The following is a 26,421-nucleotide window of genomic DNA, read 5'->3' as shown; positions in this document are numbered from 1 at the left end:
TTGAATGAGGGTTTGCGCCGGCGGGTGGAACCGGGGCGCATCAAGAGGGGGTAAGTTTACATGAACAAGTTTCTGATCGCAGGCGCGGTGGCGATTCTGGTGCCGGGCACGGCCTTTGCTTCGCCTTATTATGCGAGCATCGGTAGCCCGAACAGCCTGCAACATACGGCCGTCACGACGGCGCTCAATCTCAACGACCTCGACTATGACGATGATCCGGACACGCCCGGTTTCGACATGGAGGGCGATGCTGACACGATCGGCGGCGCCTTCACCTATTGGGGTGGCGCAGGCTCCGAGGGGCAGCGCTACGAATTGCGCTACCAGAAGGCCTTCCGCCCGTTCGAGGGCAGCCGCGCCCGCGTGCTGGTAGACCCGATCCTGAACGTCCTGCATGTCAACAAGGGCGACACGGCGGTGCTGGGCACCCTGTCGGCCGGCGTCGAACTGCCGGTCCAGCCCAACTGGTTGATCACGCCGCGCGTCGCCTTTGGCGTGTCGAACAATGACGGCTATTTCGGCGCCAGCAGCGAAGTGCTGACCATGTCCGCCACCAGCCGCTACAAGATCGCGCAGGTCGGTCGCGGCGACCTGACCATCGGCAACATGGTCGGCTGGTCCACCACCACCGATACCGGCATCGGCAAGAAGCCTTTCTTCTATTTCAAGGAAGATGTCTGGTCGTTCCGCAACGGCATCGCCTATCAATTGCCGTTCAAGGGGCGGATGTTCGGCGGGCGGCAGGGATCGCTGCGCGCCAGCTATACCTGGACCAAGCTGGCCGGCGATCCGCAAGCCTATGAAAATGTGCATGAAGCCGCGCTGAGCGTGGGCATCCGCACCCGCGAGGCGGAACAGAAGAGCCGCGCCGAGCAACTGCGCATCGGCCTCATTTACACCCATGGCACCAGCAGCGTCGCGCATGATTTCGATTTCGACGCGGTGACGCTGACCGTCGGTTACCGCTTCTAAAAACATACATCAGGGGGAGGAACGGGTGATGACACGCCGTCTCGTGAAATGGGGAGCGCCGGCTTTGCTGGCGCTCTCAGGTGCGGGGCTGTCGGCCCAGCAGGCCGACGACACTATGTTCATGACCGGTGCGGCGCCCGTTTCCCCCGAAGAGTATGCCAAGCTGCCCAAACAGGGGCGATTCCGCGCCTATCTGCCCAAGCAGGTCGACCTGTCCAACGCCTATCCGCCGCCCGGATCGCAGGGGCCGCAGCCCAATTGCGTGGCCTGGGCGACCACCTATGCGGCGCGCACATTCCTCAATTTCCGCGACAAGAATGTGCAGCCGGACGAACCGGCCGACCAGATGAGCCCGGCCTATGTCTATAACCGGCTGCGCCCGGCGGGGTCGCCCTGTACCGGCTCCATCACCATCGTCCAGGCGCTGACCCTGTTGAAGAACGAGGGCGCGGTCAGCCTGGCCGACTTCCCCGACGACATGACCAAATGCGCCATCCCCGCGCCCGATGCGCTGAAAGCGAAGGCCAGCGATTTCCGCCTGCTCGACTGGCGCGCCGTCGATCGCGAGGTGAAGGACGACTGGCGCACGCCGATCGTGCTGGACGATGTGAAGGGCGCGCTGGCGCGGGGTGCGCCGGTGATCTTCGCCATGCCCGCTTCAGCCGATTTCAAGGCCTTCCGGGGCGATGGCATCTATGCCCGCGCCGACAAGCCGGACAGGGCCGGCTATCACGCCATGGCGATCGTCGGCTATGACGAGGACCGGCAGGCGCTGCGGGTCATGAATAGCTGGGGCCTGGGCTGGGGCGACAAGGGCTATGCCTGGATCGGCTATGACACGTTCAGGCTGCTGGCGGGCGAAGCCTATTCGCTGGAGGCGCCGGTCGCCCCGGCCGCGTCCGGCACGCCGCCCCCGCCGCCCCGCAGCGATGCGCAGATCTTCGCCGATCAGATGGCGGCCATGCCCTGTGGTGCGGTCATGGTGCAGGGCAGCAGTAGCGTGACCGGCTTTTCCGGCGATTTGAACGCCATCGCCGCGCTGCGCGAAGCGTCCGCCAAGGCCGATCCCGGCCGCAGCTTCGCAGTGCGCCATCTGCCCTGGCCGCAATGCGAGGCCGCGCTGACGCTGGCCGCGCCGATGGCCAGTGAAGGCACCGCGATCAGCGTGCTGACGCAGGATGGCAAGGATCGGGCCGGCGATCCGGTGGTGATGCGCGAAAATGACATTTTCGGCGTCAGCGCGACGACCAGTGCCGCCCGCCCCTATCTCAGCATCATCTATCTTCAGGCGGATGGCAGCGCGGTGGAACTGCATCGCGGCCATCCCGAACCGGATCGCAAGGGCGCGCGCCGCGTCACCATCGGCCTGTCCCGGACGGCGCAGCGCTATCAGGTCGCCCCGCCCTTCGGCCCGGAGATGATCGTCGCGCTGGCGTCGGCCAAGCCGCTGTTTGGCGATGACGAGGTGGTGAACGGGACCGAGCGGCAATTCCTGACCCGGCTGCGCGCCCGGCTGGCCGCGCAACGGGGCGAAGGCGTATCGGCCGCCTTCGTCCGGCTCCAGACCGGCAACTGACCCCGGCGATGGGCGGCCGGGGCCATCAGCGACGGCAAGGGAGGGCGAAGGGCCTGCGCCTGCCGCCGGTGGCGCCGGTCGTGCGTTTCGGCGCGATGGCGGTCGCCTTCCTGCTGGGTAGCTGGGGTTTTGCGCAGGCCTATGCCGATGCGCACCTGCCCACGACGCTCATGCAGGACGCGCTGCGCGCGCTGCGGCTGATCGTCGGCAGCTTTCCGCAATTGCTGGAGGGGCGCGACCTGCCGCTGTCGCTGAATATCGCGCGCTGGGCGCTACCGCTGCTGACCTTCTGGTCGACGGCGGCGCTGGCGTGGGAGCAGTTGCGCAATCCGCTGCGGCTGGCGCTGATCCGCGCGCGGGGCGGACATCTGGTGATCGCCGGGGACGAGAGCGGCGGACTGGCGGGGCAGGCGGCGCGAGGCGCGCTGGCAGACGGGCAGCGCGTGCTGCTGTGGCCGCAGGACCGGCGATGGCTGTGGATCGGCGACGCGCTGGAGGCGGGCGCGGCCGAGGTGCAGCAGGATGTGGCGGAGGACAGCGCCGCCGCGCTGGCGCTGGACAAGGCGCGGGCGGCATTGCTGCTGTCGCGCGAGGCGCGCGGCAATATCGCGCTGGCCTCCGCCCTGCTGGCGCAGGCCGCCGCCGTGCGGCCGGCGGGCGACCCGATCGACATCATCCTGCGCGTCGACGACCTGGACCTGCGACGCAGCGTGGAGCAGCGATTCGAGCAAGGCGACCGGCGCACCGCGCGGGTGCGGCTGGCGGCGTTGCCCGACATCGCCGCGCGGCATCTGGCGCTGGCCCGGCCGATCGACGCCTTCACCCGCGCGGGACAGGCGGGGCGCGGTGTGCTGGTGATCGGCTTCACCCCGCTGATCGAGCGCTATGTGCTGCGGACGCTGGCGGGCGGCCATTATCGCGATGGCGGCAAGCCGGGCTTTGCGATCCATGTGCAGGATGCGGGGCAGGCCGAGGCGGCGTTTCACGCGCGCAATCCCGGCGCGGACAGCCTGTCGCCGCTGCGCTTCGTGGAGGCGCGGCCCGATCCGGCGGGGATGGCGGGGCTGATCGACGCCCATGTCGCGCTGGCCGGCGAACCGGTCGCGATCCTGATCGACCTGGATGATGACGATCGTGCGCTGGCGGTGGCGCTGGCGGTCGACGCCCGCTATCGCGCCGCCGCCCTGCCCGCGCCGCCGATCCATGTCCGCATGGCAGGCGCGCACAACCATCATGTCGGCGCGGGCCTGTTCCCGTTCGGCAGCCTGGCCGACCTGGCCGATCCCGACATGCTGTTGCAGGACCGGCATGACGCGCTGGCCCGGTCGATCCATGATTTCTATCTGGAAGGGCGCTTTGCCGAGGGCGAGCGGATCGGCGCACGGACGTCGATGCAGGAATGGGAAGACCTGCCCGAAAGCTTTCGCGACGACAACCGGCTGGTGGCGGACTGCTACCAACTCAAGTTGCGCGATATCGGGGCGCGGCTGGTCGAGGGCGGCGGGCCGTCGCTGGTCCTGACCCCGGACGAGCTGGAGCAATTGTCGCGCGCCGAACATGATCGGTGGATGGCGGCCAAGCTGGTGCAGGGCTGGACCTATGCGCCGGTGCGGGACGATGGCCGCCGGCTGCACCCCGATATCCTGCCCTATGACGATCTGAGCGAGCCGATCAAGGATCTGGACCGGGAGCAGGTGCGGATCATGGCGCGGCTGCTGGGGGCATCCGGGCGGCGGGCGTTGCGGACGCTGACCGTGGCGCTGCGACCGGGTGGCGCGGCAGGGGCGGCCGACCCGGCCGCGCTGGTGGCGGCCCTTGGCGCCCATTATCCAGACCGGGCGCCGGTCTTTGCCGGCGACCTGTCCGATGGCTGGTCGCGCGCGCTGCTGATCGCATTGCAGGATCAGGGACAATTGGTGCAACTGATCCTGCCGGCCCATGTGCAGGCGATCCTCGATCCCCTGCCCGGCCACGAAGCCCGGCAGGCGGCGGCACTGGTGCCGGGGGCGGACAGCATTCATGCGGGCGGGATGGCGGAGCCCACGGCCAGCGCGGACCTGTTGCTGGCGACGGGGCCGGTCGATGATCCGCGCGCCATATTGATCGAAGCGGACGGCACGATCGGCCGGGCGCCATGGTCGCGCTGAACGGCCTGGCGAAGCTGCTGGCGGCGATCGGCGCAGGGGCGTGGCTGACGATGCGCGCCGGCACCGGCATGGGGCGGCGGGTGATCGCCGGCGACGGGCTGGCGGGGCGGCAACTGGCCGATGGCCTGCCGCTGCATGTCTGGCGGCCGCTTCGGACCCTGCTGCCACTCGCGATGCTGGCGGGACTCATCGCCGGGATCGGCGCGGCGCGATTGCTGGCGCTGTATAATGCACAGATTCCGGTGCTGAGCGCGCTGGCGGAGATCGTGCTGCGCGACATCGTGCCGCTGCTGGTCGGCCTGTTCGCCTGCGGCAGCGTGACGGTGGCCTTGTCCTCCCGATTGGGCGCGATGGCGCTCAACCGGGAGATCGACGCGCTGGAGGCACTGGGGCGCGATCCGGTGGCGCATGTGCTGGGACCGCCGCTGGTCGCGGTGCTGCTGTCCGCGCCGATCCACATGGCGCTGGGCGGGATCGCGGCGATCGTCGGCTGCGCGCTGCCCCTGGCGATGATCGCCAATGTCGGCTGGGCGCTGTGGGCCGGCTTCGCTTTTTCCCATGATGCGGCGCAGGCGATGCTGACCGGCATGGCCAAGCTGCTGCTCTACGCCCTGATCGCCTTTGGCGTGGGGAGCGCGGTGGGGGCAAGGCCGGTGCGGTCCCCCGCTGACATCGGACGGCGCGCCACCACCGCCTTCACCGCCGGCCTGCTGGGGATATTCAGCGCGGCGGCATTATGGACCGCCCTGCTGTGACGGCGCTGCTGGCATTCGAGGCGGTGGGTCTGGTGCTGGGCGGCATGCGGCTGCTCGACCGGGTGGACCTCATCATCGGGCCGGGGGAGCGGGTGGCGATCCTGGCGGACAGCGGCAGCGGGAAAAGCTGGCTGCTGAAGCTGGCGATCGGGCTGACGCCACCGGGCAGTGGCACGGTGCGGCTGATGGGGGTGGCGCTGGACGCGACCGGCCCGGATGCGCGCCGGTTGCTGCGGGCGCGCTGCGGCGTGGCGATGCAGGGCGGGTCGCTGCTCGGCGACCTTAGCATCGAGGAGAATATGCGGCTGGCGATGGACAGCGGCAGCGGGCGGACGGCGCGGCGGATCGACCGGCTGTTGCTGGAATTCGGGCTGGAGCAGGTGGCGGCGGCCCGCGCCGATACGCTGTCGGCAGGCGAACGGCGGCGGGCGGAACTGGCCCGCGCCTTCGTGCGCGATCCTGAATTGCTGATATTGGACGAACCGTTCGAGGGGGCTTTTGCGCGCGGCGACATGCTGGAGGCGCAGGTGCGGCGCCGGATCGTGCCGCAGGGCCGGGCGCTGCTGCTGCTGACGCAGGACATGGCGCTGGCCGGGCGGCTGTGCGAGCGGGTCTATCGGCTGGAACGCGGAAGGCTGATTCAGCAGGACGCAGCGGTGACCGCACCGATCGCGACATCCTGAACGAAGGCGGCGACGGCCTGTTCGATCACGTCCTGAAAGGCGGCGGCGCGGGCGGTGCCGGCGGCCGAGGCGATCGGCCGGGTCGCGCAGTAACGGCCGGCCCAGATCGCCTTGCCCTGCGCCACCTGCGTCACGTCGAAAGCGATGACGGCCTGTGCGCCCGTGGGGGCACTCACTTCCTCGAACCGGTCGAGCGTGGCCACCACGCGACGGTCGGCCGCCAGCGGCAGCGACGGGCCGGTCACTGTGGCGAAGCGGGTGCGCAGGCCCGCAACCAGCGCACGGGCAAGGCTGTCGGCCGGCGGCTCTTCCCAGAAATAGGTGGCGGCTTGCCGGATTTCGCCGGGCGCGGCGGCATCGACATAGCCATAGCGCAACCCGCCGGACAGGCCGCGCGCCTGCACCGGCGCGACGGTGAAGCTGGGGCTGGCGACGGGCTGGCCGGGGGCGAAGGCCGGCGACAGGCGCATGGTGACCGGCGTGTCGCCGCCCTTGAGCGCGGCGCAGGCGGACAGGACAGCCAGGACCATGAGGGCGCAAGGCTTCATTTCTGACCTCCCGGCGGGGGCGGATCGGCATAGCGCTGGCCCCGGATCGCAAAAGTGGGATCGCCCGCCAGCCGCTCGCTGAGCGCGCCGAGGCTGCTGCTGGTGCGCTCCAGATTGGCGCTGGTCGCCACCAGCGAGGCCGATGCCCCCTCCAATATGGTGCGCACTTCGCCGGCGCTGCTCTTTCCTTCGGCTAGGATGCCGGCGATGCTGGCCTGATTCTGCGCCACCAGCGCGCGGGTTTCCCGCAATATGCCGTTGAGCGCCGCGACGTCGATTTCGGAGGCACGGCCGGTCGCCTGCCGGACATGGGAGAGGGTGACGGCAATGTCGCCCCGGCCGGGCGTGAAGCTGTGGTCGAGCCGGGTGCTGAGGTTGTTGAGCGCAGCCAGCGTCTGGGTCGCGTTGCGGGCGACCTGCACCATGTCGCCCGCGCCGCCCGTACCATCGCCCTGCAACAGGCCGGACAATGTCTGCGCCATGGCATTGGCGGTGCGGGCGACATTGGCGGCTTCGCCAATCGCCAGCGCGGCGGTTTCGAACAGGTCGGCCGGGCGGCGACAGCCGGTCAGCATCGCCCCGTCGCGCCCGGCCGGCACCGGATCGCAGCCATAGGCGCGGCGGGCGGCGACGCATTGCGCGGCGGCGGTTTCCAGCGCCACCAGCTCGATCCGCGGCGCGGTGAGCGGATTGGCGGAGGCGACGGTGGCGAAGGAACAGGCGGACGGTTGCCAGTTGCGGTCGATGCCCATTTCGACGGCGAAGGTGCGGTTCCGGCGGTTGAGATCGACGGAGCGGACGGCGCCGACCGGGGCGCCCCGGAAATAGACCTGCACACCCGGCGATACGCCCTCCACATCGTCCAGCGTGGTGGCGATCGCCTGCTGGCGGAAGAAGGGATCGGGCACGAGCGCGAGGATGGCGACAACCGCCACCGCCAGCAGCGCGGCCGCCAAGCCCCATCTGATCTGCGTCGCTGAGTCCGGCGTCATGCCCCACTCCCCCGACAGCAGAACAGACCCCTACGGGGCGCTTGTCAAGCGATCAGGCCCTGATCGGGGTCAATCGCCAAAGCCGCCGCCGCCTGGCGTTTCGATGACGAAGGCGTCGCCCGCAGAAAGTTGCGCCGTTGCGGTGGGACCAAGCGGTTCGATGCTGCCGTCGGCCCGTTCCACGCTGTTGCGGCCCAGCCCACCGGGCGCCCCGCCGGCAAGGCCGAAAGGCGGCACGATGCGACGGTTGGACAGGATGCCGGCGGTCATGTCCTCCAGGAAGCGGATGCGGCGCAGCGCGCCATCGCCACCGCGATGCCGCCCCTGCCCGCCAGACCCGGCGCGCACCGAAAACTCTTCCAGCAACACCGGAAAACGGGTTTCGAGGATTTCGGGATCGGTCAGGCGGCTGTTGGTCATGTGCGTCTGCACCACCGACGCGCCGTCGAAGTCGGGGCCGGCCCCGGCGCCGCCGGCGATCGTCTCATAATATTGGTGGCGGTCGTTGCCGAAGGTCAGATTGTTCATCGTCCCCTGCGCGCCCGCCATGACGCCCAGCGCGCCGAACAGGGCATCGGTCACGACCTGGCTGGTTTCGACATTGCCCGCGACCACGGCGGCGGGATAGCACGGGCGCAGCATCGAGCCTTCGGGGACGATGATGGTGATGGGCTTCAGGCAGCCGTCGTTCATCGGCACGGCTTCGTCGATCAGGGTGCGCACGACATAGAGGACGGCCGCCCGCACGACCGAGGCGGGGGCGTTGAAATTATTGGGCAACTGCGCCGCCGTGCCGGTGAAGTCGATGGTGGCCGCGCGGGCCGCGCGATCGACATGGACAGCGAGTTGGACAGTATCGCCGCTATCCATCGCATAGCGGAAATGGCCGTCGGACAGCCGGTCGATCAGGCGGCGGACGGCGGCCTCGGCCTGGTCCTGCACATGGCCCATATAGGCGGATATTGTTTCGATACCGTAATTATCACTGATGCGGCGCAGTTCGCTGGCCCCCTTGGCGCAGGCGGCGATCTGGGCCGAGAGGTCGGCGATATTCTGGTCGATGTTGCGGGCGGGCCATGGGCCGGACGCCAGCAGGTCGCGGATCGCGGCTTCGCGGAAATCGCCGCGATCGACCAGCAGCAGATTGTCGAGGACGATGCCCTCTTCCTCGACCGACGTGCTGCCGGGCGGCATCGAGCCGGGGGTGATGCCGCCGATATCGGCATGATGGCCGCGCGCCGCGACATAGAAGCGCGGTGCGCCGTCCCCCACGAACACCGGCATGACGACGGTGACGTCGGGCAGGTGGGTGCCGCCATCATAGGGCGCATTGAGCGCATAGACGTCGCCCCGCAGCATGCCGCGCCCGTCGATCGGCTGTCCGTCCGCGCCCGTCCCGCGACGGCGCATGATGGTGCGGATGCTGTCGCCCATGCTGCCGAGGTGAACGGGCATGTGCGGCGCATTCGCCACCAGATTGCCCGCCGCGTCGAACAGCGCGCAGGAAAAATCGAGCCGTTCGCGAATGTTGACCGACGACGCGCTGTGCTGAAGCGCGGCGCCCATTTCCTCCGCTATCGCCATGAAAAGTCCGCCCATCACCTCCAGCCGGACCGGATCGACCGTCGTCATGTCGCCGCTGTCGGGATTGGCGCGCGGGATATGGCGGGTGAGGATGAGGTTGCCATGCGCGTCGAGCTGCGCCCGCCAGCCCGGTTCGACCGCCGTGGTGGAGACGGGGTCGATGATGAGCGCCGGGCCATCGATCACGCTATTTGCGGACAGACCGGCGCGATCATGGACGGGGGCCGTGTCGCCGGCATAGTCGATATGGGCCAGCGCCGGGGCGGCCTGCGCGGCGATGTCCACGATGCCGTCCATCGCTTCGCGCGTCGAGGCGACCGCCTCCACCCGCGCCATGTCGATGAGGATGGTCCCCTTGCCCGCGAAGCCGAAGCGGGCCTGATGCTGGGCGAGGAAGTCGGCGCGCATGGTTTCGACGTCGCCCAGCGGGACGTCGAACAGGCTGTCCGTGCCGTCATAGCGCAGGCGCAGCAGCGTTTCGATCCGGTCCGCCTGCGGCAGATCGACGCGAGCGTCATCGGCCAGCGTGACGAGGGCGGCGTCCAGCCCGCCATCGCCCAGCGGCAAGGCGAGCGTGCGTTCGCGCACGGCGCGGCGATCGGCCAGGCCCATGCCATAGGCGGACAGCACGCCGCCCAGCGGATGGATCATCACCCGGTCCATGCCCAGCGCGTCGGCGACGAGGCAGGCATGTTGCCCCCCAGCCCCGCCGAAGCTGGCGAGGGTGTAGCGCGACACGTCATGCCCGCGTGCGACCGATATGCGCTTGATCGCATTGGCCATGCTGGCGACGGCGACGGCGATGAAGCCTTGCGCAACGTCACGCGGGGGCATCGTGCGGCCGGTTTCTGCCTGCACCTGCATGCAGAGGGCGGCGAAGCGCGCCTCGACCGCCTTCGCGTCCAGCGGCTGGTCGCCATTCGGGCCGAACAGGCTGGGGAAATGATCGGGCTGGATCTTGCCCAGCATGACGTTGCAGTCGGTGATGGTGAGCGGGCCGCCACGCCGGTAGCAGGCCGGGCCGGGCACCGCGCCCGCGCTTTCCGGGCCGACGCGGAACCGGCCATCGACGAACGAGCAGATGGAGCCGCCGCCCGCCGCGATGGTGTGGATGCGCATCATCGGCGCGCGCAGGCGCACCCCGGCGACACGCGCTTCATTGTCGCGTTCGTAAGCGCCGGCATAATGGGATACGTCGGTCGACGTGCCGCCCATGTCGAAGCCGATCACCTCCTTGAAACCCGCCTGCTCCGCCGTGCGGGCGAGGCCGACGATGCCGCCCGCCGGGCCGGACAGCACGGCATCCTTGCCCCGGAACAGCGCGCCGTCGGTCAGGCCGCCGCTCGACTGCATGAACAGCATGTCGGCATCCTCCCCCAGCGCGGCGCGCAGGCCATCGACATAGGTCCGCAGCACCGGGGAAAGATAGGCATCGGCCAGCGTCGTATCGCCACGCCCGATCAGCTTGATGAGCGGGGCGACGTCATGGCTGGCGCTGATCTGGGTAAAGCCGATGTCGGCGGCGATGCGCGCCAGCGCCTGTTCATGCGCGAAATGGAGATAGCCGTGCATCAGCACGATGGCGACGGCACGCAGGCCGCTGTCATAGGCCGATTGCAGCGCGGCGCGGGCGGCGGCTTCATCGAGCGGAGTGCGGATGGTGCCGTCGGCCATCAGCCGCTCGTCGATTTCGATGACGTCGGCGTGGAGCGCGTCGGGCAACCGGATATGCCGCGCGAACAGCTCCGGCCGTTCCTGCGTACCGATGCGGATCGCATCGCGAAACCCGCGCGTGATGGCAAGCAGCACCGGCTCGCCCTTGCGCTCCAGCAGGGCGTTGGTGGCGATGGTGGTGCCGATGCGCAGGGTGCAGGGCGGGATCGGGCCAGTGGCCGTCCCCGTCAGGCGGCGCACCGCCTCGACCGCCGCGTCGGCATAGCGTTCCGGGTCGTTCGACAGCAATTTGGCCGTGTGCAATTGCCCGTCGGGCGCTCGCGCCACCACATCGGTAAAGGTGCCGCCGCGGTCGATCCAGAAATGCCATGTCATGGGCCGGGTGATGGCCGGGCCGGGGCACGAAGGCAAGGGTCGCGCGCGCTTGCGCCAGCCCCTGTCCCATGGTGCAGGCCTTGATCGAAGTTGTGGACAGAGGGTTGACCCGAACATATCAGGAACGAATGGCGCAATTATCCACCCGGCAGAAACTCGAAATATTGGCCGATGCCGCCAAATATGATGCGTCCTGCGCGTCGTCCGGTACGACCAAGCGCGACAGCCGCGATGGCAAGGGGATCGGATCGACCGAGGGGATGGGCATTTGTCATGCCTATGCGCCCGATGGACGCTGCATATCGTTGTTGAAAATCCTGCTGACCAATAGCTGCATCTTCGACTGCCATTATTGCATCAACCGCCGGTCGAGCGATGTGCGCCGCGCCCGCTTCACCGCGCAGGAAGTGGTGGAACTCACGCTCAACTTCTACCGCCGCAATTATATCGAAGGGCTGTTCCTCTCCTCCGGCATCATCGCATCGTCCGATTACACGATGGAGCAGATGGTCGAGGTCGCCCGGTCGCTGCGCGAGGATCATGATTTTCGCGGCTATATCCATTTGAAGACGATCCCGGACGCCGACCCGGCATTGCTACAGCAGGCGGGGCTGTATGCCGATCGGCTGTCGATCAACGTCGAACTGCCGACCGATGCGGGCTTGCAGCGGCTGGCGCCGGAAAAGGACGGCAAGCGGATCGAAGGGGCGATGCGGCATCTGCGCAACGGCATCGAGGACGGGCATGACGCGCGGCGCAAATATAAGAGCGCGCCCCGCTTCGCCCCCGCCGGCCAGTCAACGCAGATGATCGTCGGCGCCGACGTGGCCGACGACCGGGCGATCATCGCCAGGGCGAGCAGCCTGTACGATCGGCACAAGCTGCGCCGCGTCTATTACAGCGCCTTTTCGCCCATTCCTTCGCCCAGCGCGGTGCTGCCATTGAAGCGCCCGCCGTTGATGCGGGAGCATCGGCTGTACCAGTCGGACTGGATGATCCGTTTCTACGGCTATGATGCGCGGGAGATCGCGGCGGCGACCGATGCGGCGACCGGCTGCCTGCCGCTGGATATCGACCCCAAGCTGGCCTGGGCGCTCAACCATCGCGCCGCCTTCCCGGTGGACGTCAACCGCGCGCCGCGCGAAGCCTTGCTGCGGGTGCCGGGGCTGGGGGTGAAGGCGGTCAATCGCATCCTGATGAGCCGACGCCACCGCCGGTTGCGGCTGGACGATGTGGCGCGGCTTACGACGTCCATCAAGAAATTGCGGCCGTTCCTCATCGCGGCGGACTGGCGGCCGCTCACGCTGACGGACCGGGCGGACCTGCGCGCGCATATCGCGCCGCCAGCGCAGCAACTGGATTTGTTCGCATAAGCGTAAATTTGGGTTGATCGATCGCGCTACACATGAAATTCTGTCGCCAGGGTCAAAAAAGGAGAATGGGGTCTTGGCGACCGCAATCGGCAATCGCACGCAGGGTAAGGGTTCACTGGGCAAAGGCTTCGCCAAGCGCATCAGTACGCACCTGGCGGCTGCCCTGGTCGTCTTCTGCCTTGCCCAGATCTTCATCGTCGCCAAGATGGGCGGCTCGCTCGTCCTGCACTTGGGCATCATCGTCGCGATCGGCGGCTATGGCATCGCCGCGCGCGGGCTGGAACGGCGCTGGCAGATGCTGGAGCAGGGCGGCCTGTCGCACCATGGCCTTGCGCTGCGCTTTCGCCGCGACATGTTGCAGCTTTGGGGCGCCAGCATCGTCGGCGCCCTGCTGTGGATTCCGGTCGCGATCATCTTCCGCTTCTTCTTCGGCTGATCCTTCGGAGCCAATTGCGGCGACCGTCGTTCTTCCTGCTCGCACGAGGAGGAAGAACCATGGCCGACGCCAGCATTTTCGATCGCCTGAAACAGGATCACGACACCCATCGCCAATTGTTCGACAAGATGGCGGAGGCGGAGCGCGCGAAGGACGAGGAGCGGCTGGAAAAGCTGTTCGAGCAGTTCAAGGTCGAAGTGTCCGCTCATGCCGCAGCGGAGGAAGAGACGCTTTACGCCACCATGCTGGCGCAGCCGGACCTGCGCGAGGATGCGCAGCACAGCGTGTCCGAGCACAAGGAAATCGACGATTATCTGGAAGAGCTGGACGACCTCAAATTCAATGGCGAGGCGTGGCGGAAGAAATTCGCCGAGATGAAAAAGCGCTACCTCCACCATATCGACGAGGAGGAGGAAGAGATGTTCCCCGACGCCGCGAAGGCGCTGTCGGCGGCCGAGGAAGCGAAGCTGGGCGCGCTGTTCGCGAAGCGCAAGCCGGCCGAACTGGAGCGGGCGCAGGCGGAGAATTGATCCGCCCGCCGATGCGTGACGGAACCCGATGTACCGCATCGCGCTGACCGCGCACGATGACTTCGACGGCTGGCGCGGGGCGGCGCGGCGGCTGGCGATGGCGGGCGTCGATCCAGCGGATATCCTGTGGCAGGTGGGCGAAGCGCCGGGCGACCTGTTCGGCGGCGATCCCCTGCCGCCGGATCGGGCGGACGCGGGATTTTCCGTGTCGCGCGCCTTTATCGACCTGGCGCAGAAAGCCAGCCTGCATCGCGATCCTGAACGGTTCGCCTTGCTCTATGCCCTGTTATGCCGGCTGCGCGGGCGGCCGGGGCTGATGGAGGACAAGGCCGATCCGCTGCTCCGCCGGATCGACATATTGGCCAAGGCGGTGCGGCGCGACATCCACAAGATGCGCGCCTTCGTGCGCTTTCGCGAAATGGCGGATGAGGGGGGCGAACGATTCGTCGCCTGGTTCGAGCCGGAGCATCATATCGTTCGCGCCAATGCGGGCTTTTTCCTGCGCCGTTTCGCCGCGATGCGCTGGTCGATCCTGACGCCGGACGTCAGCATCCATTGGGATGGCGAGACGCTCATCGAGGGACTGGGCGCGCAGCGGAACGATGCGCCCGACGGCGATCCGGTCGAAGCGTTATGGACGGGCTATTACGCCGCGATCTTCAATCCGGCGCGGCTCAAGACCGGGGCCATGCTGTCCGAAATGCCGAAGAAATATTGGCGCAACCTGCCCGAAGCGGCGCTGATCCCGGACCTGATCGCCGGGGCGCAGGCGCGTGAGGCCGCGATGATCGCGACCGCGCCGCTGCCGGAAAAGGCGCCCAGGCGGCAGGGCGATATCGCCACCGTCTGGGCCACGATCCGCCAGGAAGCCATGGGCTGCACCCGCTGCGCGCTGCACCGGGACGCGACGCAGACGGTGTTCGGCGAGGGACCGCTCGACGCGCCGCTGCTGTTCATCGGCGAGCAGCCGGGCGATCAGGAGGATCTGGCAGGGCGTCCCTTCGTCGGGCCGGCGGGGCAGTTGTTCGACAGGGCGCTGGCGCAGGCGGGGGTGGACCGATCCCGCGCCTATGTCACCAACGCGGTCAAGCATTTCAAATTCGAGCGTCAGGGCAAGCGGCGGCTGCACCAGTCGCCCGACGCCGGCGAGATCGAGGCGTGCCGCTGGTGGCTGGGGCAGGAAATTGAGTTGATCCGGCCGCGCATCATCGTGGCGCTGGGCGCCAGCGCGGCGCGGGCGATGCTGGGCAAGGCGGTGACGATCAGCCGCACGCGCGGTTCGGCAATCGCTTTGAAGGACGGCGCGGAAGGGTGGGTGACGGTGCATCCGAGCTATCTGCTGCGCCTGCCCGATGCGGAAAGGCAGGCGGCGGAACAGGCGCGGTTCGTGGACGATCTGCGCGTGGTGGCGGAAAGGGTGAAGCGGGGGTGAGCTTGCAGGATGGGTGGGTAGGCGACAGGCCGGTTTCGGGTGAAACTTCGATCTTGACGACATTAAGCCGTCGTGGCTTCTCAGCAGCATGTCTAAAATCTGGACCTATAGCTTGGCACTTGTATTGACGGTGACAGCTATATCGTCAGCGAGTGCCGAAACCGTCGAAGCCGATAAGTCATGTTTCGACGTCGCTTTAATTGCGACAAGCCCTCGCTATCGATGGCAGCCGGTAGAGAGCAAGCCTGACGAAATTATTATCAGATCGCCCGTTTCAATTCGGTTCGCAGTCAAACAGGTGATTGCTGGATCAATCAAATCCTCCGATATCGATGTTCGAACATCACTGCATACCCGGTTCAACTCCGCCATTAAGCAATTCCTACTTTTTCTAAAGATGGAACGTGACGGGAAATATTCTCTGCAAGAATCGAATTATCAGCTCGTTTATGATCGTAAAGGGAAGCTCGTGTGGCCGATAGCGTCGCCCCTCGATAAATCATATACAGAAGATGGTTTTACGCCTTCGAACTACGAAACCTTAATGCGGCCAATCCATTACAGGGCGAAGGATGCATGGTGGTTGGTGACACCCCCTGATGTCGATCGCCCATCTGCTGATGAATACAGCTGGGGACAGCTTGATAACGACGGAATCATTATGGCATCACGAGGCATCAGCGCTGTTGATTTGGTGGCAGCGGCAGGCGGTAAGCAGTGCGGCGCGAAGGTCGCACGTTGAGATAGTTGCTACGTTGGTGCTGGGGGAACGGCTGCTATCAGAGTGGCGTAAATCATCGGCGACCGGCTAAAAATGGTCGCTTTCAGACACGCACCCCGCGCGAAAATCTGTGGAAATGCGGAACGGTTGCAGTCCTGGAAACCGTTCCGCACCCCCAACTCCTGCATCAAAAGGCACAGGAAATTGACCGAACGACGGGGCGGATCGCGCGGACCCGCCCCTGTCTAACCGTTATAGATCAGAACTTCGCGACGACGCCGGCCATCGGGCGGATCGAGCGGAAATTGCCCATCGTGTCGGCCTGAACGCGCAGACGGATGTTGCTGCTCTGGGCCGATCCGCCCATGTCGGCGGGCGACAGTTCGACGCCGGCGCCATAGGTGGTGCCGTGAAAGTCAGGGCTGTTGGGGCCGAGCGCGTCGAAATTGACCCACTTGTAACCGACCTTGCCGAAGATCAGGCTGTCCTTGCCCGCCTTCACGCCGGCGCGGCCCGCCACGCCATATTCCCAATCGATGTCACCCGACACGCCCTTGGATGCGGTGCCTTCCACGCCGACGACGATGGGACCGGCGACGTTGTAGTTCACGCCGGCGACGCCTTCGACCATGCGGCCCTTGTAGCCGACGGGCGGGATGCCTTCCTTGCCGGTTTCGCTGTCGAAATTATGCACGCCGCCCATGACGCCGACATAGGGTTCGATGCGACGGGTAGAACCGGAATCGTCCTGGGCCATCGCAGCGGCGGGCAACAGGAAAGCGGCAGCGGCTGCCGAAAAAAGCAGTGTCTTCATGGGTGTGACCCTTTATCGGTTGTGGATTATGTGCGGCGGTGTGGACCCGCCGGGTCGATGCGAGCGCTCAAAGCGGCTGCCATCGACAAGGGGAATAATCGCCGGCCCCGGCGGAAGGTTTCCTGAATGATTCCGAAAAGCGCGCCGAAGGGCGATTATGTGACGGAAAGACCACGCTTTCTGTCATTTGGATGAACGGAAGGGCCGTTTTCTGAACCTGCGATAAACGCTGGCGGAGAAAGATTAATCCATTCACAACCAATTCAAGCGGGCCGCGTTACGCCTGACAGAAGATGATGATGAGGAGAAGGACGATGACGGGCATCCGACATCGGTTTCTGGCTGTGATCGGGCTGGCAGGTGCGCTGGCATTGGGCGGCTGCGCCTATGACGATGGTTATGGCTATGGCGGCGTGAATGTGGGCACCGGCTATTATGGTGGCGGTGGCTATTATGGTGACGGCTATTATGGTCCGTCGGGCTATTATCAGCCCGGCCTCTATAGCGGCTGGTATGACAATTATTATTATCCGGGCAACGGCTATTACGTCTATGATCGCGGCGGCCGGCGTCACCGCTGGAATGATGGCCAGCGCCGCTATTGGGAAGGCCGACGGGGCGATCGCCGGGACGGTGATCGCTGGCGTGACCGGGACCGTGACGGTAACTGGCGGGATCGGGATCGCGATGGCCGGCCGGGCAATGGGGTAAGGCCGCCGCGCCCGCCACAGGGCACGAACACACCCGACGGCAACAGGCCCGACCGCAACTGGGGACGCGACCGCAGCCCCGGCGATTGGGCGCGCGACCGCAACTGGGGCCGGGATCGCAATCCGGGCCAGGGTGGCGACCGCAACCGCTGGCGCGGCAATGATGGTGCGAGAGACGGCGCGCGCCCGACGCCGCAGCCGGGTCTGCGCCAGCCGCAGGCCCGGCCGCAACCCCGGCCAAGCCGTCCGCAGATGAGCCAGCCGCGCCCACAGCGCAGTTGGAGCGGACCGGCACGATCCGGTGGTGGACGCGAGCCGTCGGCACGGGTACGTCCTGACTGATGCGGGCTGTCAAGACGACCATATTTCTGCTGCCCCTCCTGTTCGTCGCGGCCTGCGACGGGCGGGAGGAGAGCGCGATCGACAATCTGGCCAATGGCGCCAATGCCGCGCAATTGGGTAACAATGTGCGGTCCGAGGCCATGGCGCTGATGGAACCGCTGAATCCGCCGGAGCCGGGTACGCCCGGCGGCCTGCCGATCGACCCCGAACCGGTCGTGGAAGGGTCCATCACTCCCGACAGCGCACAAGGCGCAGCACAGGTGGTGCAGGGCTATTATGGCCTGCTGGAGGAAAAGCGCTTCGTCGACGCGCAGGATCTCTGGGACCAGAGCGGCGCGATCGGATCGCAGGATGACGCCCATTTCGCGGCGCGCTTCCGGGGCTTCAGCGAGATTCACGCCCATATCGGCGCGCCGTCCGAGCCGGTGACTGCGCCGGATGGCACCGCGACGCAGGTGACCGTCCCGGTGCAGGTCTATGGCCGTATCGCCGCGAACGGCAAGCCCTGGCATATGTTGCGGCAGGTGGTGCTGCGCCGGGTCGAGGATGCACCGGAGGACAAGGCGGCGGAGCGGCGCTGGCACATCGTGTCGATCGGCACCTATGTCCCCTCGCCGGACGTCCCCGGCACGGAACCGGCCCAGGCAATTTCGATGACGGACGGCATGGCGAAGAAACGCTGACGCCGGCCATGATCGGCAGGCGACGCGAAAAGGGCGCCCGGTCGTTGAACCGGGCGCCCTTTCTGTGTCAGTTCAGGCCGCGCTTTCAGGCAACGGTCGCCTTGACGATCTTGCCCGGCGTGCGCGGCGGCTCGCCCTTGGGCAGGGCGTCGACATGCTCCATACCCGACGTCACTTCGCCCCATGCGGTGTACTGGCCGTCGAGGAAGGTGGCGTCGTCGAAGCAGATGAAGAACTGGCTGTTGGCGCTGTTCGGGTTGGACGAACGGGCCATCGAGCAGACGCCGCGGACGTGCGGCTGCCGGCTGAATTCCGCCTTGATGTCGGGCAGCTTCGACCCGCCCATGCCGGTGCCGGTCGGATCGCCGCCCTGCGCCATGAAGCCGGGGATGACGCGGTGGAACACCACGCCGTCATAAAAGCCGTCCTTGGCCAGCGTCGTGATGCGCTCGACATGGCCGGGGGCAAGGTCGGGGCGCAACTTGATGACGACGTCGCCGCCGCTGTCGAGGGTAAGGGTAAGGGTATCGTCGGCCATGAGGCTTCCTCTCGTGGTTGAAGGCGTGATGCCCCCATATAGAGGCTTCAAAAAGGGATGGAAGTTTCTTGTGGAGAAGACGGCCAACGGGCCTGACCCCCATTGCAATTCGTTGGTGCATCAGCGAAAGCAGCCCGATGTTACAGGAACCGGACAGTAGGGGGCGCCATGAGCGAGCGCGGCGATCCAGCCGAACCCCTGTTGCATGGGGACGAGACTGACGAAGACGTCATCCTGGAACAGGCCGAAACCGGTCTGGACGAGGATGACCGGCTGAAACCTGAATTTCTGTCCGCCGTGCTCGACGCGGTGGAGGATGGCGACAGCGAGACGGCGCGCGAGCTGGTATCGCCGCTGCACCCGGCCGACATTGCCGACCTTCTGGAACTCACGCCGTCGGACCGGCGCGCCGATGTTGCGGCCGCGCTGGGCGATCTGGTCGGCGCGGAAGTTCTGTCCGAGCTGAACGACTATGTCCGCGACGACCTGATCGGGGCGTTGCTGCCCCGTCAGGTCGCGGAATTCGCCGCCGAACTCGATACCGACGACGCCGTCGCCATCATCGAGGATATGGAGGAGGCCGACCAGCAGGCCGTGCTGGAGGCGATGGAGCCGGAAGATCGCGCCGCGATCGAATCCGCCTTGTCCTACCCGGAAGAATCCGCCGGCCGCCTGATGCAGCGCGATCTGGTCGCGGTGCCCGAACATATGACGGTCGGCCAGGTGATCGACTATCTGCGCGACAATGCCGACCTGACCCGCGATTTCTGGGAAATCTATGTGGTCGATGCGGCGCATCGGCCGATCGGCTATTGCCAGCTCAGCTGGATACTCACCTGCCCGCGCGCCATATCCATGGTCGACCTGATGAAGCGCGAACAGACGCTGATCCCGGTCGACATGGATCAGGAAGAAGTCGCGCTGCGCTTCCAGAAATATGCGCTGATCTCCGCCGCCGTGGTCGATACGGCGGGGCGGCTGGTCGGCATGATCACCGTCGATGACGTGGTCCACATCATTTCGGAAGAAGCGGGCGAGGATATCCTGCGCCTGTCGGGTGCGGGCGAAGGCGACATCAACCAGCCTGTTTTGATGACCGTGCGGACCCGTCTGGTCTGGCTCGTCGTCAATCTGGGGACGGCGATGATCGCCGCGTCGGTCGTAGGGTTGTTCGAGAACACGATCGAGCATCTGGCGCTGCTGGCCGCGCTGATGGGTATCGTGTCGGGCATGGGCGGCAATGCGGGGACGCAGACGCTGGCGGTGATGGTGCGCGCCATCGCCACCAATCAGGTCACCAGTTCCAACACGTTGCGCATCATCGGGCGGGAATTTCGCATCGCCGCCACCAACGGATCGGTGCTGGGCGTCCTGATCGGGATCGGCTCCTATCTGATTTACGGGCAGTTGGGCCTGTCGCTGGTCTTCGCCACAGCCATCCTTATCAACAATATGGTGGCGGGGCTGGCGGGCGTGCTCATTCCGGTGACGCTCGACCGCAGCAATGTCGATCCGGCCGTATCCTCGGCGGTGTTCGTGACGATGATGACGGATTCACTGGGCTTTTTGACATTTTTGGGGCTGGCGACGATCTTTCTGACCTGATCCAGGCATTGATCCATCCGGTGCGACCGCCCATCTGTCTGCCGATGTCGCTGCATATGACCAAGATCGCCTTTGGCGCCGAAAGCCCCGCTACCCTGCGCGCCTGGCTGGAAAGCCATGCGGGTGTAGACGGAGGAGAGGCGCGGACCAGCACCCGCTACCTGCCCAAGCGGGTGGAGGAGATGGCGGGCGGATCGCTCTACTGGATTCACGGCCATATGCTGGTCGGCCGCAGCCCGATCATCGGGTTCGAGGAAACGGGACAGGGGCGGTACTGGATCAGGCTGGAACCGCGCCTGATCCCGGTGCGGGCCAAGCCCAAGCGCGCGCATCAGGGCTGGCGCTATCTGGAGGACAAGGACGCGCCCGCCGATCTGGACGGAGGCGAGGCCGACGATCTGGATGCGATGCCGCCCGCGATGCTGGGGGAATTGACGAAATTGGGGCTGGTTTGACGAACCGTCCAACCACGATGTCACCCCGGATTAAGGCCGGGGTGACGATGATTTAGAGCATCGTGCGAAAAAGTGGGCACCGGTTTTTCGCTTAAAATGATGCGAAAACAAAAAACTAGAGCGCGCGACCTGCGTCGAATTTAACGCAGCGCGCTCTAGCCGCTATTGCGCAGCGCCGTGGCGATCGCGTTGATCGACAGTTCGATCCCTTCCTTGATGCGCGGATCATCCTCGCCCGCGCGATGGCGTTTCAGCAGTTCGACCTGCAACAGGTTCAACGGCTCGATATAGGGCAGGCGCAGCCGGATGGATTCGTCGAGCGCCGGGTTCTTTTCCAGCAGGCGCGACTGGCCGGTGGCGGCGAGCAGGCCGTCATGCGCCTGCTGCCAGCCTTCACGAATGCGGCCGAAAATCGCGTCGCCCGCCGCCTGATCCTCGACCAGCGGGAGGTAGCGCGCGGCGATGCCCAGGTCCGACTTGGCCAGCACCATCTCCAGATTGGCGAGCGCGGACTGGAGGAATGACCAATGCTGCCCCATATCGGCCAGCAGCGCCTTGTCCTCGAACGCAGACAGCGCCTGCCCCACGCCATACCAGCCCGGCAGCATGACGCGCGCCTGCGCCCAGCTGAACACCCAGGGGATGGCGCGCAGATCCTCGATCGCGTTGCTCTTGGTCCGGCTGGCGGGGCGCGATCCGATCTTGAGACCCGATATCTCCTGAATCGGGGTTAGCTGGCGGAAGAACTCCTTGAAGCCGTCCGTGCCGTAGACGAGGTCGCGATAGGCGGCGAAGGCGTTTTTGGACAGTTCGTCCATCGCGCCTGCGAAACGGGCGGCATCGCGGTCCGAAATCCCCTCCGGCTCCAGACTGGCGAGCAGGGTGGCGCTGGTCATCGCTTCCAGATTGGTCATGGCGACATCGCGCGTGCCGAACTTGGCGGCGATCACCTCGCCCTGTTCGGTGATGCGGATGCGGCCCTGCACGCTGCCCTTGGGCTGGGCCTGAATCGCCCTGAAGGCGGAACCGCCACCGCGCCCGACCGCGCCGCCGCGCCCGTGGAACAACTGCATCGCCGCGCCGGCATCCGCGAAGACCGGCTCCAGCGCCAGGCTGGCCTTGTAGAGGCTCCAGGTGGAGGTGATGTAGCCGCCATCCTTGTTGCTGTCGGAATAGCCGATCATGACTTCCTGATGGCCCCGCGCCTTCACCACGCCGGCGATTTCGGGCAGGCCGAAATAGGCGGTCATGATGCTGGGCGCGGCTTCAAGGTCGGCGATGGTTTCAAACAGCGGGATGGACATGATCGCGGCCTGCGGCGGCGCGCCGTCGGCCCCCGCCTGCCACAGACCCGCTTCCTTGAGCAGGATGTTCACTTCCAGCAGGTCCGACACGCTTTCGGCCTTGGAAATGATATAATGGGTGATGCTCTGCGGGCCGTAGGTGCGATGCGCGTCCGCCGCTGCATGGACGATCGCCAGTTCGGACGTCGTCTCCTCCGAATAATCGGTGAAGCGCCCGCCGAGCGGCCGGTTGTTCGCCAGTTCCCGGCGGAGCAGCGCGATGCGCGCATATTCGTCGAGCGCGAGATAGTCGGCCTCGACCCCCGCTTGCTTGAGCAATTCGGCCACGACCCGCTCATGCACGGCGCTGTTCTGGCGCATGTCGAGCGTCGCGAGGTGGAAGCCGAAGGTTTCGACCGCGCGGATCAATCGGCCGAGCGCGCCGCCGGTCGACAATGCCCCGTCACCCTCGCTGGCCAGCCCCTGCGCCACCAGCACCAGATCATGGCGCAGGTCGGTCGGGGCGGCATAGGCCTCCCCCTTGAGCGCGGAGGGGCGCGGCGGCGCCTTCCCCACCAGGGCCACATAGGTGGCGGCGAGCCGGGCATAGATGCCCGACAGCGCGCGGCGATAGGGTTCGTCCTGCCGGCTGGGCGATGCGTCGCCGCTGGCTTCCGCCAGATCCAGCACCGCCTGCGGCACATGGGCGAGTTCGGTCGAGAGCGACAGTTCTGCGCCCAGTCCATGGATGCCGTCCATGTAGAAGGCCAGCGCCGCGTCGCAGCCGCGCCCCAGCGCCGACCGCAACTGGCCTGCCTGCACGAAGGGATTGCCGTCCCGGTCGCCGCCGATCCAGTTGCCCACGCGCAGGAAGCTGTGCGGCCGCGCGCCCAGCACCCGTTCCCAGCGCGCATAAAGGGCGGGCAGCACCGGCAGGAAGATGTCGCGGAAATAGGTCAGGACATTGTCGATCTCATCCTGCACGAACAATTTTTCGCGGCGCAGCGGGCGCGTCTGCCACAGCAGCGCGATCTGGCGGAAGATCGCCTCGTCCAGATTCTCGCCCTCGTCGGTCTCTGTCCGCCCCGCATCCTTGAGGTGCATCAGGTCGGCGATGCGATTCTTGTGGTCGATCATGCTCTTGCGCCGCACCTCGGTCGGGTGGGCGGTGAGGACGGGGACGATCAGGGCGTGGGACAGCAGGTCCAGCACCGCGCTGCGGTCGACGCCATGGGCGGCGAGCCGCTCGACGGCGGAGGCGACGTCCGCGCCCGGTTCGGCCGCCACGCCCTGCCGGTCCTCGGCCAGATTGGCGAGCATCGAGAAGAGCATGAAACCACGGGTGAAATTCAGCGTGTCGTCCAGGCTGAGCGCATCCAGCCCCGTGTCCGTCAGGTCCGCGCCCTGCAAACCCCGCGCCCGGTCGACCGAGGCGGAGCGGATATATTCGGTCTGCTTGTAGAGCTTGTCCCCGCCATAGGCCCGGATGACGTCGCCGAGCAGCCGCCCCAGATAGCGAATGTCGGGATTCTGCGTGATCGCAGGGGCTGCGGGCGGGGTTGTGTTGCTCTCCATGACAGGATGATGCTGCACCGCAACATGTCGATGGTCAAGGCACCAGCGTGGATATTTATCGGTCGGCCGGTATCAGTCCGTCTGTCGTTTCAGAAAGGCGATGATGTCCGCCCGGTCGAGCGGATCGCTGATGCCGACAAACTGCATGTTGGTACCGGGCACCAAAGCGCGCGGATTGGCGATCCAGGCGTCCAGCGTCGGTGCATCCCATCGCCCGCCGGCTTCGACCAATGCCGCCGTATAGCCGAAACGGCTGCTAAGCTGTCCCATGGGTTGACCGAAAACGCCATAGAGATTGGGTCCGCCAATATCGGGCGCCCCCTTGCTTGCCTTGTGACAGCCGGCACAGACGCCAAACTTGCGCGCGCCGGCGTCCGCATCCGCAACCTTGAGCAGCGCGTCCAGCGAAGGATTGGGGCCGACCGCGCGCAATCGTTCTTCCCGCCGATCGTCGCCGCAAGCCGAGAGCAGCAGGATTGCCGCTGCGGCACAATGAAATAGCCTCTGCATGGTGACGCCTTAGCGCAGGCAACGGGGCAAGGCCCAGCGGACCGATTGTCTCGGCAATCCATGAGTGCCCTTGCGCTCCACCGCTCCCTTGGGCCAAAGGCATGCTGTGACCGCCAGCATCAGCATAGGAACCGACCATCACGGCAAGGACGTGCTGGTCGATGTCGAGGAATTGCTCGCCACCCGTCTGCTCGTCCAGGGCAATTCGGGGTCGGGCAAATCGCACCTCCTGCGCCGCCTGCTGGAGGAAAGCGCGCCGATGGTGCAGCAGGTGGTGATCGACCCGGAGGGCGATTTCGTCACGCTGGCCGATCAATATGGCCATGTGGTGATCGACGCGGGCGACTATAATGAGCGCGAGATCGTGAAGATGGCGAGCCGCATCCGCGAACATCGCGCGTCCGTCGTCCTCAGCCTCGAATCGCTGGAACTGGAGGCGCAGATGAAATGCGCCGCGTCCTTCCTGTCGACCCTGTTCGATGCGCCGCGCGACCATTGGTATCCCGCATTGGTGGTGGTGGACGAGGCGCAGATGTTCGCCCCCGTCTCCGCCGGCGATGTATCGGACGAGGCGCGGCGGCTGAGCCTCGCTGCCATGACCAATTTGATGTGCCGTGGCCGCAAGCGCGGGCTGGCCGGCGTGATCGCGACCCAGCGCCTCGCCAAGCTGGCCAAGAATGTCGCGGCCGAAGCGTCCAACTTCCTGATGGGGCGCACCTTCCTCGACATCGACATGGCGCGCGCCGCCGACCTGCTGGGCATGGAGCGGCGGCAGGCGGAGCAGATTCGCGATCTGGAGCGCGGGCGCTTTCTGGGCCTTGGCCCCGCGATCGCGCGGCGGCCGGTGGCGGTGAAGATCGGCACGGTGAAGACCGGTACGCGCGGCGGCACGCACAAGCTGATGCCGCCGCCCGTCACGACCGGCGGGGATTTTCAGGAAATGCTGTTCGCCAAGGCCGAGGAAGAGGCGCTGCCGCCGCCCCCGCCGCGCCCTGAGCCGACCGCTCGCCCGGCAGAGGAGATCATGCGCGCGCTGGCCGACACGCCATCCGCCAAGCCCGCCGCGCCCGAACTGGATTTCGGCGAGAATGAGCCGGTCGTCATCGCCGTGCTGGAGGATATCGTCGCGGATCTGGGCGATGCCGCGCCCAGCGTGGCGGCGCTCTATCAGGATTTCGGCGTGCGTTGCCGGATGAAGGGACTGAAGCGATCGCCGCTCGACCTTCCCGCCTTCCGCAAGCGCTTCGCCATGGCGCAGGCGGGAATGGCCGATGCCGACGATGTGCGCTGGCAGGATGCGATCCGCGCGGCGGAGCCGGTGCCGGAGGATATGCTGGCCCCTTTCCTGCTGATCGCCCGTGCCGCGCTGGACGGGCGGCCTTGCCCGGACGACGCGCTGCTGGGCCGCGCCTATGGCACCAGTTCGCCGGGGCGGGTGCGGCGGCTGATCGACTATATGGAGAAATTGGGCGTCATCGTCGCCCGCACCGATTTTTCGGGCAAGCGCTCGATCGGCGTGCCGGGCCTTGGCCTCTCCACGGCGGCGGCGGACTGATGGGCACGCCTTGCGTTCTTTTCGTCTGCCTCGGCAATATCTGCCGGTCGCCGCTGGCCGAAGCGGCGCTCCGGGTGGAGGCGGATAAGGCCGGTGTCGATATCGTTGTGGATTCGGCCGGGACCGGCGACTGGCATGTCGGCGATGCGCCCGATCCGCGCGCGCAGGCGGTGGCGCGGCGGCATGGCATCGACATCGGCGGCTATGCCGGCCGGCAGGTCACAGCGGAGGATTTCCACCGCTTCACCCATATCTTCGCGCTGGACGCGGAGAATCTGAAGAATCTGCGGCGCATCCGCCCGTCGGACGGCACGGCGGAGTTGCGTCTGTTGATGGACATGGTGCCGGGGCGCGAGGGGACGGGCGTGGTCGATCCCTATTATGGCGACGATGCCGGGTTCGATCGGGCCTGGGACGATGTCATCCGCGCGGCTAAAGCGACCGTCGCGGGCCTTTAGGCTGTAGTGACGATTTAATCATTTGAGCCATAGCATGATGCTGGCGAGCTTGATGAAGCCAAGGAAGTTGGCGGCGATCTTGTCGTATCGAGTAG

Annotated in this window: 23 protein-coding genes; 16 read left to right on the top strand and 7 right to left on the bottom strand. The window is 66.6% G+C overall.

Going from position 1 to position 26,421, the window contains the following annotated elements:
* The first annotated feature begins 60 nt into the window (after positions 1-60).
* The 5 genes from ASE85_RS08425 to ASE85_RS08405 are packed head-to-tail and all read left to right on the top strand — an operon-like array spanning position 61 to position 6,133.
* Positions 61-972, top strand: a complete 912-nt coding sequence (locus ASE85_RS08425; protein WP_056686569.1) for a hypothetical protein — start codon at positions 61-63, stop codon at positions 970-972.
* 28 nt (positions 973-1,000) lie between these two features.
* Positions 1,001-2,548 (top strand): C1 family peptidase, encoded by a 1,548-nt coding sequence (locus tag ASE85_RS08420; RefSeq protein ID WP_056686566.1) that lies wholly within the window; start codon positions 1,001-1,003, stop codon positions 2,546-2,548.
* An 8-nt stretch (positions 2,549-2,556) separates the two neighbouring features.
* Positions 2,557-4,695 carry a RyR domain-containing protein gene (locus ASE85_RS08415; RefSeq protein WP_056686563.1) on the top strand — a complete coding sequence of 713 codons (2,139 nt, stop codon included), beginning with the start codon at positions 2,557-2,559 and terminating at the stop codon, positions 4,693-4,695.
* Positions 4,683-5,450, top strand: coding sequence for an ABC transporter permease (locus ASE85_RS08410; protein ID WP_056686560.1), 768 nt, complete (start codon positions 4,683-4,685; stop codon positions 5,448-5,450). Before ASE85_RS08415 ends, ASE85_RS08410 begins: the two co-directional genes overlap by 13 nt.
* On the top strand, positions 5,432-6,133 hold the full coding sequence (locus ASE85_RS08405) for an ATP-binding cassette domain-containing protein (RefSeq protein WP_235523415.1): 702 nt from the start codon (positions 5,432-5,434) through the stop codon (positions 6,131-6,133). The genes ASE85_RS08410 and ASE85_RS08405 overlap by 19 nt, the downstream gene beginning before the upstream one ends.
* Here the strand turns inward: ASE85_RS08405 and ASE85_RS08400 are convergent.
* The 3 genes from ASE85_RS08400 to ASE85_RS08390 all read right to left on the bottom strand — a co-directional run bounded on the left by ASE85_RS08400 (position 6,091) and on the right by ASE85_RS08390 (position 11,306).
* Positions 6,091-6,681 (bottom strand): ABC-type transport auxiliary lipoprotein family protein, encoded by a 591-nt coding sequence (locus tag ASE85_RS08400; protein WP_056686557.1) that lies wholly within the window; start codon positions 6,679-6,681, stop codon positions 6,091-6,093. The two genes, ASE85_RS08405 and ASE85_RS08400, sit on opposite strands and share 43 nt — an antisense overlap.
* Positions 6,678-7,673, bottom strand: a complete 996-nt coding sequence (locus ASE85_RS08395) for an MlaD family protein (RefSeq protein WP_056686554.1) — start codon at positions 7,671-7,673, stop codon at positions 6,678-6,680. The genes ASE85_RS08400 and ASE85_RS08395 overlap by 4 nt, the downstream gene beginning before the upstream one ends.
* 69 nt (positions 7,674-7,742) lie before the next feature.
* Entirely contained in the window at positions 7,743-11,306 is a 3,564-nt protein-coding gene (locus ASE85_RS08390; protein ID WP_056686551.1) for a hydantoinase B/oxoprolinase family protein, read from the bottom strand.
* Positions 11,307-11,434: 128 nt separating this feature from the next.
* Between ASE85_RS08390 and ASE85_RS08385 the strand changes: the two genes are divergently transcribed.
* From ASE85_RS08385 to ASE85_RS22935, 5 genes are all read left to right on the top strand, one after another.
* On the top strand, positions 11,435-12,679 hold the full coding sequence (locus ASE85_RS08385) for a putative DNA modification/repair radical SAM protein (protein ID WP_056686548.1): 1,245 nt from the start codon (positions 11,435-11,437) through the stop codon (positions 12,677-12,679).
* A 73-nt stretch (positions 12,680-12,752) separates the two neighbouring features.
* Positions 12,753-13,115 carry a hypothetical protein gene (locus ASE85_RS08380; protein ID WP_235523412.1) on the top strand — a complete coding sequence of 121 codons (363 nt, stop codon included), beginning with the start codon at positions 12,753-12,755 and terminating at the stop codon, positions 13,113-13,115.
* A gap of 59 nt (positions 13,116-13,174) precedes the next feature.
* Positions 13,175-13,645, top strand: coding sequence for a hemerythrin domain-containing protein (locus ASE85_RS08375; protein WP_056686546.1), 471 nt, complete (start codon positions 13,175-13,177; stop codon positions 13,643-13,645).
* Between the two features lie 28 nt (positions 13,646-13,673).
* Positions 13,674-15,077, top strand: a complete 1,404-nt coding sequence (locus tag ASE85_RS08370) for a UdgX family uracil-DNA binding protein (protein ID WP_056686543.1) — start codon at positions 13,674-13,676, stop codon at positions 15,075-15,077.
* Between the two features lie 88 nt (positions 15,078-15,165).
* Positions 15,166-15,819: a hypothetical protein gene (locus tag ASE85_RS22935; RefSeq protein WP_156358260.1), complete on the top strand. Its 654-nt coding sequence runs from the start codon at positions 15,166-15,168 to the stop codon at positions 15,817-15,819.
* Positions 15,820-16,057: 238 nt separating this feature from the next.
* Here ASE85_RS22935 and ASE85_RS08365 read toward each other — a convergent pair whose 3' ends face one another.
* A complete protein-coding gene (locus ASE85_RS08365) occupies positions 16,058-16,612 on the bottom strand; it encodes an outer membrane protein (RefSeq protein WP_056686540.1) in 555 nt (184 codons plus the stop codon).
* 314 nt (positions 16,613-16,926) lie between these two features.
* Here ASE85_RS08365 and ASE85_RS08360 point away from each other — a divergent pair, with 314 nt between their 5' ends.
* Positions 16,927-17,664: a hypothetical protein gene (locus tag ASE85_RS08360; protein ID WP_056686537.1), complete on the top strand. Its 738-nt coding sequence runs from the start codon at positions 16,927-16,929 to the stop codon at positions 17,662-17,664.
* Positions 17,664-18,347 (top strand): hypothetical protein, encoded by a 684-nt coding sequence (locus ASE85_RS08355; RefSeq protein WP_056686534.1) that lies wholly within the window; start codon positions 17,664-17,666, stop codon positions 18,345-18,347. The genes ASE85_RS08360 and ASE85_RS08355 overlap by 1 nt, the downstream gene beginning before the upstream one ends.
* A gap of 85 nt (positions 18,348-18,432) precedes the next feature.
* Here ASE85_RS08355 and ASE85_RS08350 read toward each other — a convergent pair whose 3' ends face one another.
* Complete coding sequence (locus tag ASE85_RS08350) at positions 18,433-18,885, bottom strand: peptidylprolyl isomerase (RefSeq protein WP_056686531.1); 453 nt, start codon at positions 18,883-18,885, stop codon at positions 18,433-18,435.
* A 168-nt stretch (positions 18,886-19,053) separates the two neighbouring features.
* Between ASE85_RS08350 and mgtE the strand changes: the two genes are divergently transcribed.
* A complete protein-coding gene (mgtE, locus tag ASE85_RS08345) occupies positions 19,054-20,490 on the top strand; it encodes a magnesium transporter (RefSeq protein WP_056686529.1) in 1,437 nt (478 codons plus the stop codon).
* Positions 20,491-20,534: 44 nt separating this feature from the next.
* On the top strand, positions 20,535-20,945 hold the full coding sequence (locus tag ASE85_RS08340) for a DUF1489 family protein (protein ID WP_056686694.1): 411 nt from the start codon (positions 20,535-20,537) through the stop codon (positions 20,943-20,945).
* A 155-nt stretch (positions 20,946-21,100) separates the two neighbouring features.
* Here the strand turns inward: ASE85_RS08340 and ppc are convergent, their stop codons facing one another.
* Entirely contained in the window at positions 21,101-23,803 is a 2,703-nt protein-coding gene (gene ppc / locus ASE85_RS08335; protein ID WP_056686525.1) for a phosphoenolpyruvate carboxylase, read from the bottom strand.
* A 72-nt stretch (positions 23,804-23,875) separates the two neighbouring features.
* Entirely contained in the window at positions 23,876-24,313 is a 438-nt protein-coding gene (locus ASE85_RS08330) for a c-type cytochrome (RefSeq protein WP_056686522.1), read from the bottom strand.
* 106 nt (positions 24,314-24,419) lie between these two features.
* On the opposite strand from ASE85_RS08330, the gene ASE85_RS08325 reads away from it, so the two are divergent.
* Both ASE85_RS08325 and ASE85_RS08320 read left to right on the top strand, forming a co-directional pair.
* Positions 24,420-25,868, top strand: coding sequence for a helicase HerA domain-containing protein (locus ASE85_RS08325; protein WP_056686519.1), 1,449 nt, complete (start codon positions 24,420-24,422; stop codon positions 25,866-25,868).
* Positions 25,868-26,326, top strand: a complete 459-nt coding sequence (locus tag ASE85_RS08320) for a low molecular weight protein-tyrosine-phosphatase (RefSeq protein WP_056686516.1) — start codon at positions 25,868-25,870, stop codon at positions 26,324-26,326. Before ASE85_RS08325 ends, ASE85_RS08320 begins: the two co-directional genes overlap by 1 nt.
* Positions 26,327-26,421 lie beyond the last annotated feature (95 nt).

The organism is Sphingobium sp. Leaf26 (assembly GCF_001421665.1).
GTDB lineage: Bacteria > Pseudomonadota > Alphaproteobacteria > Sphingomonadales > Sphingomonadaceae > Sphingobium.
Note: the sequence above shows the minus strand (reverse complement) of the source record. Positions and strands in the feature narration are given on the sequence as shown.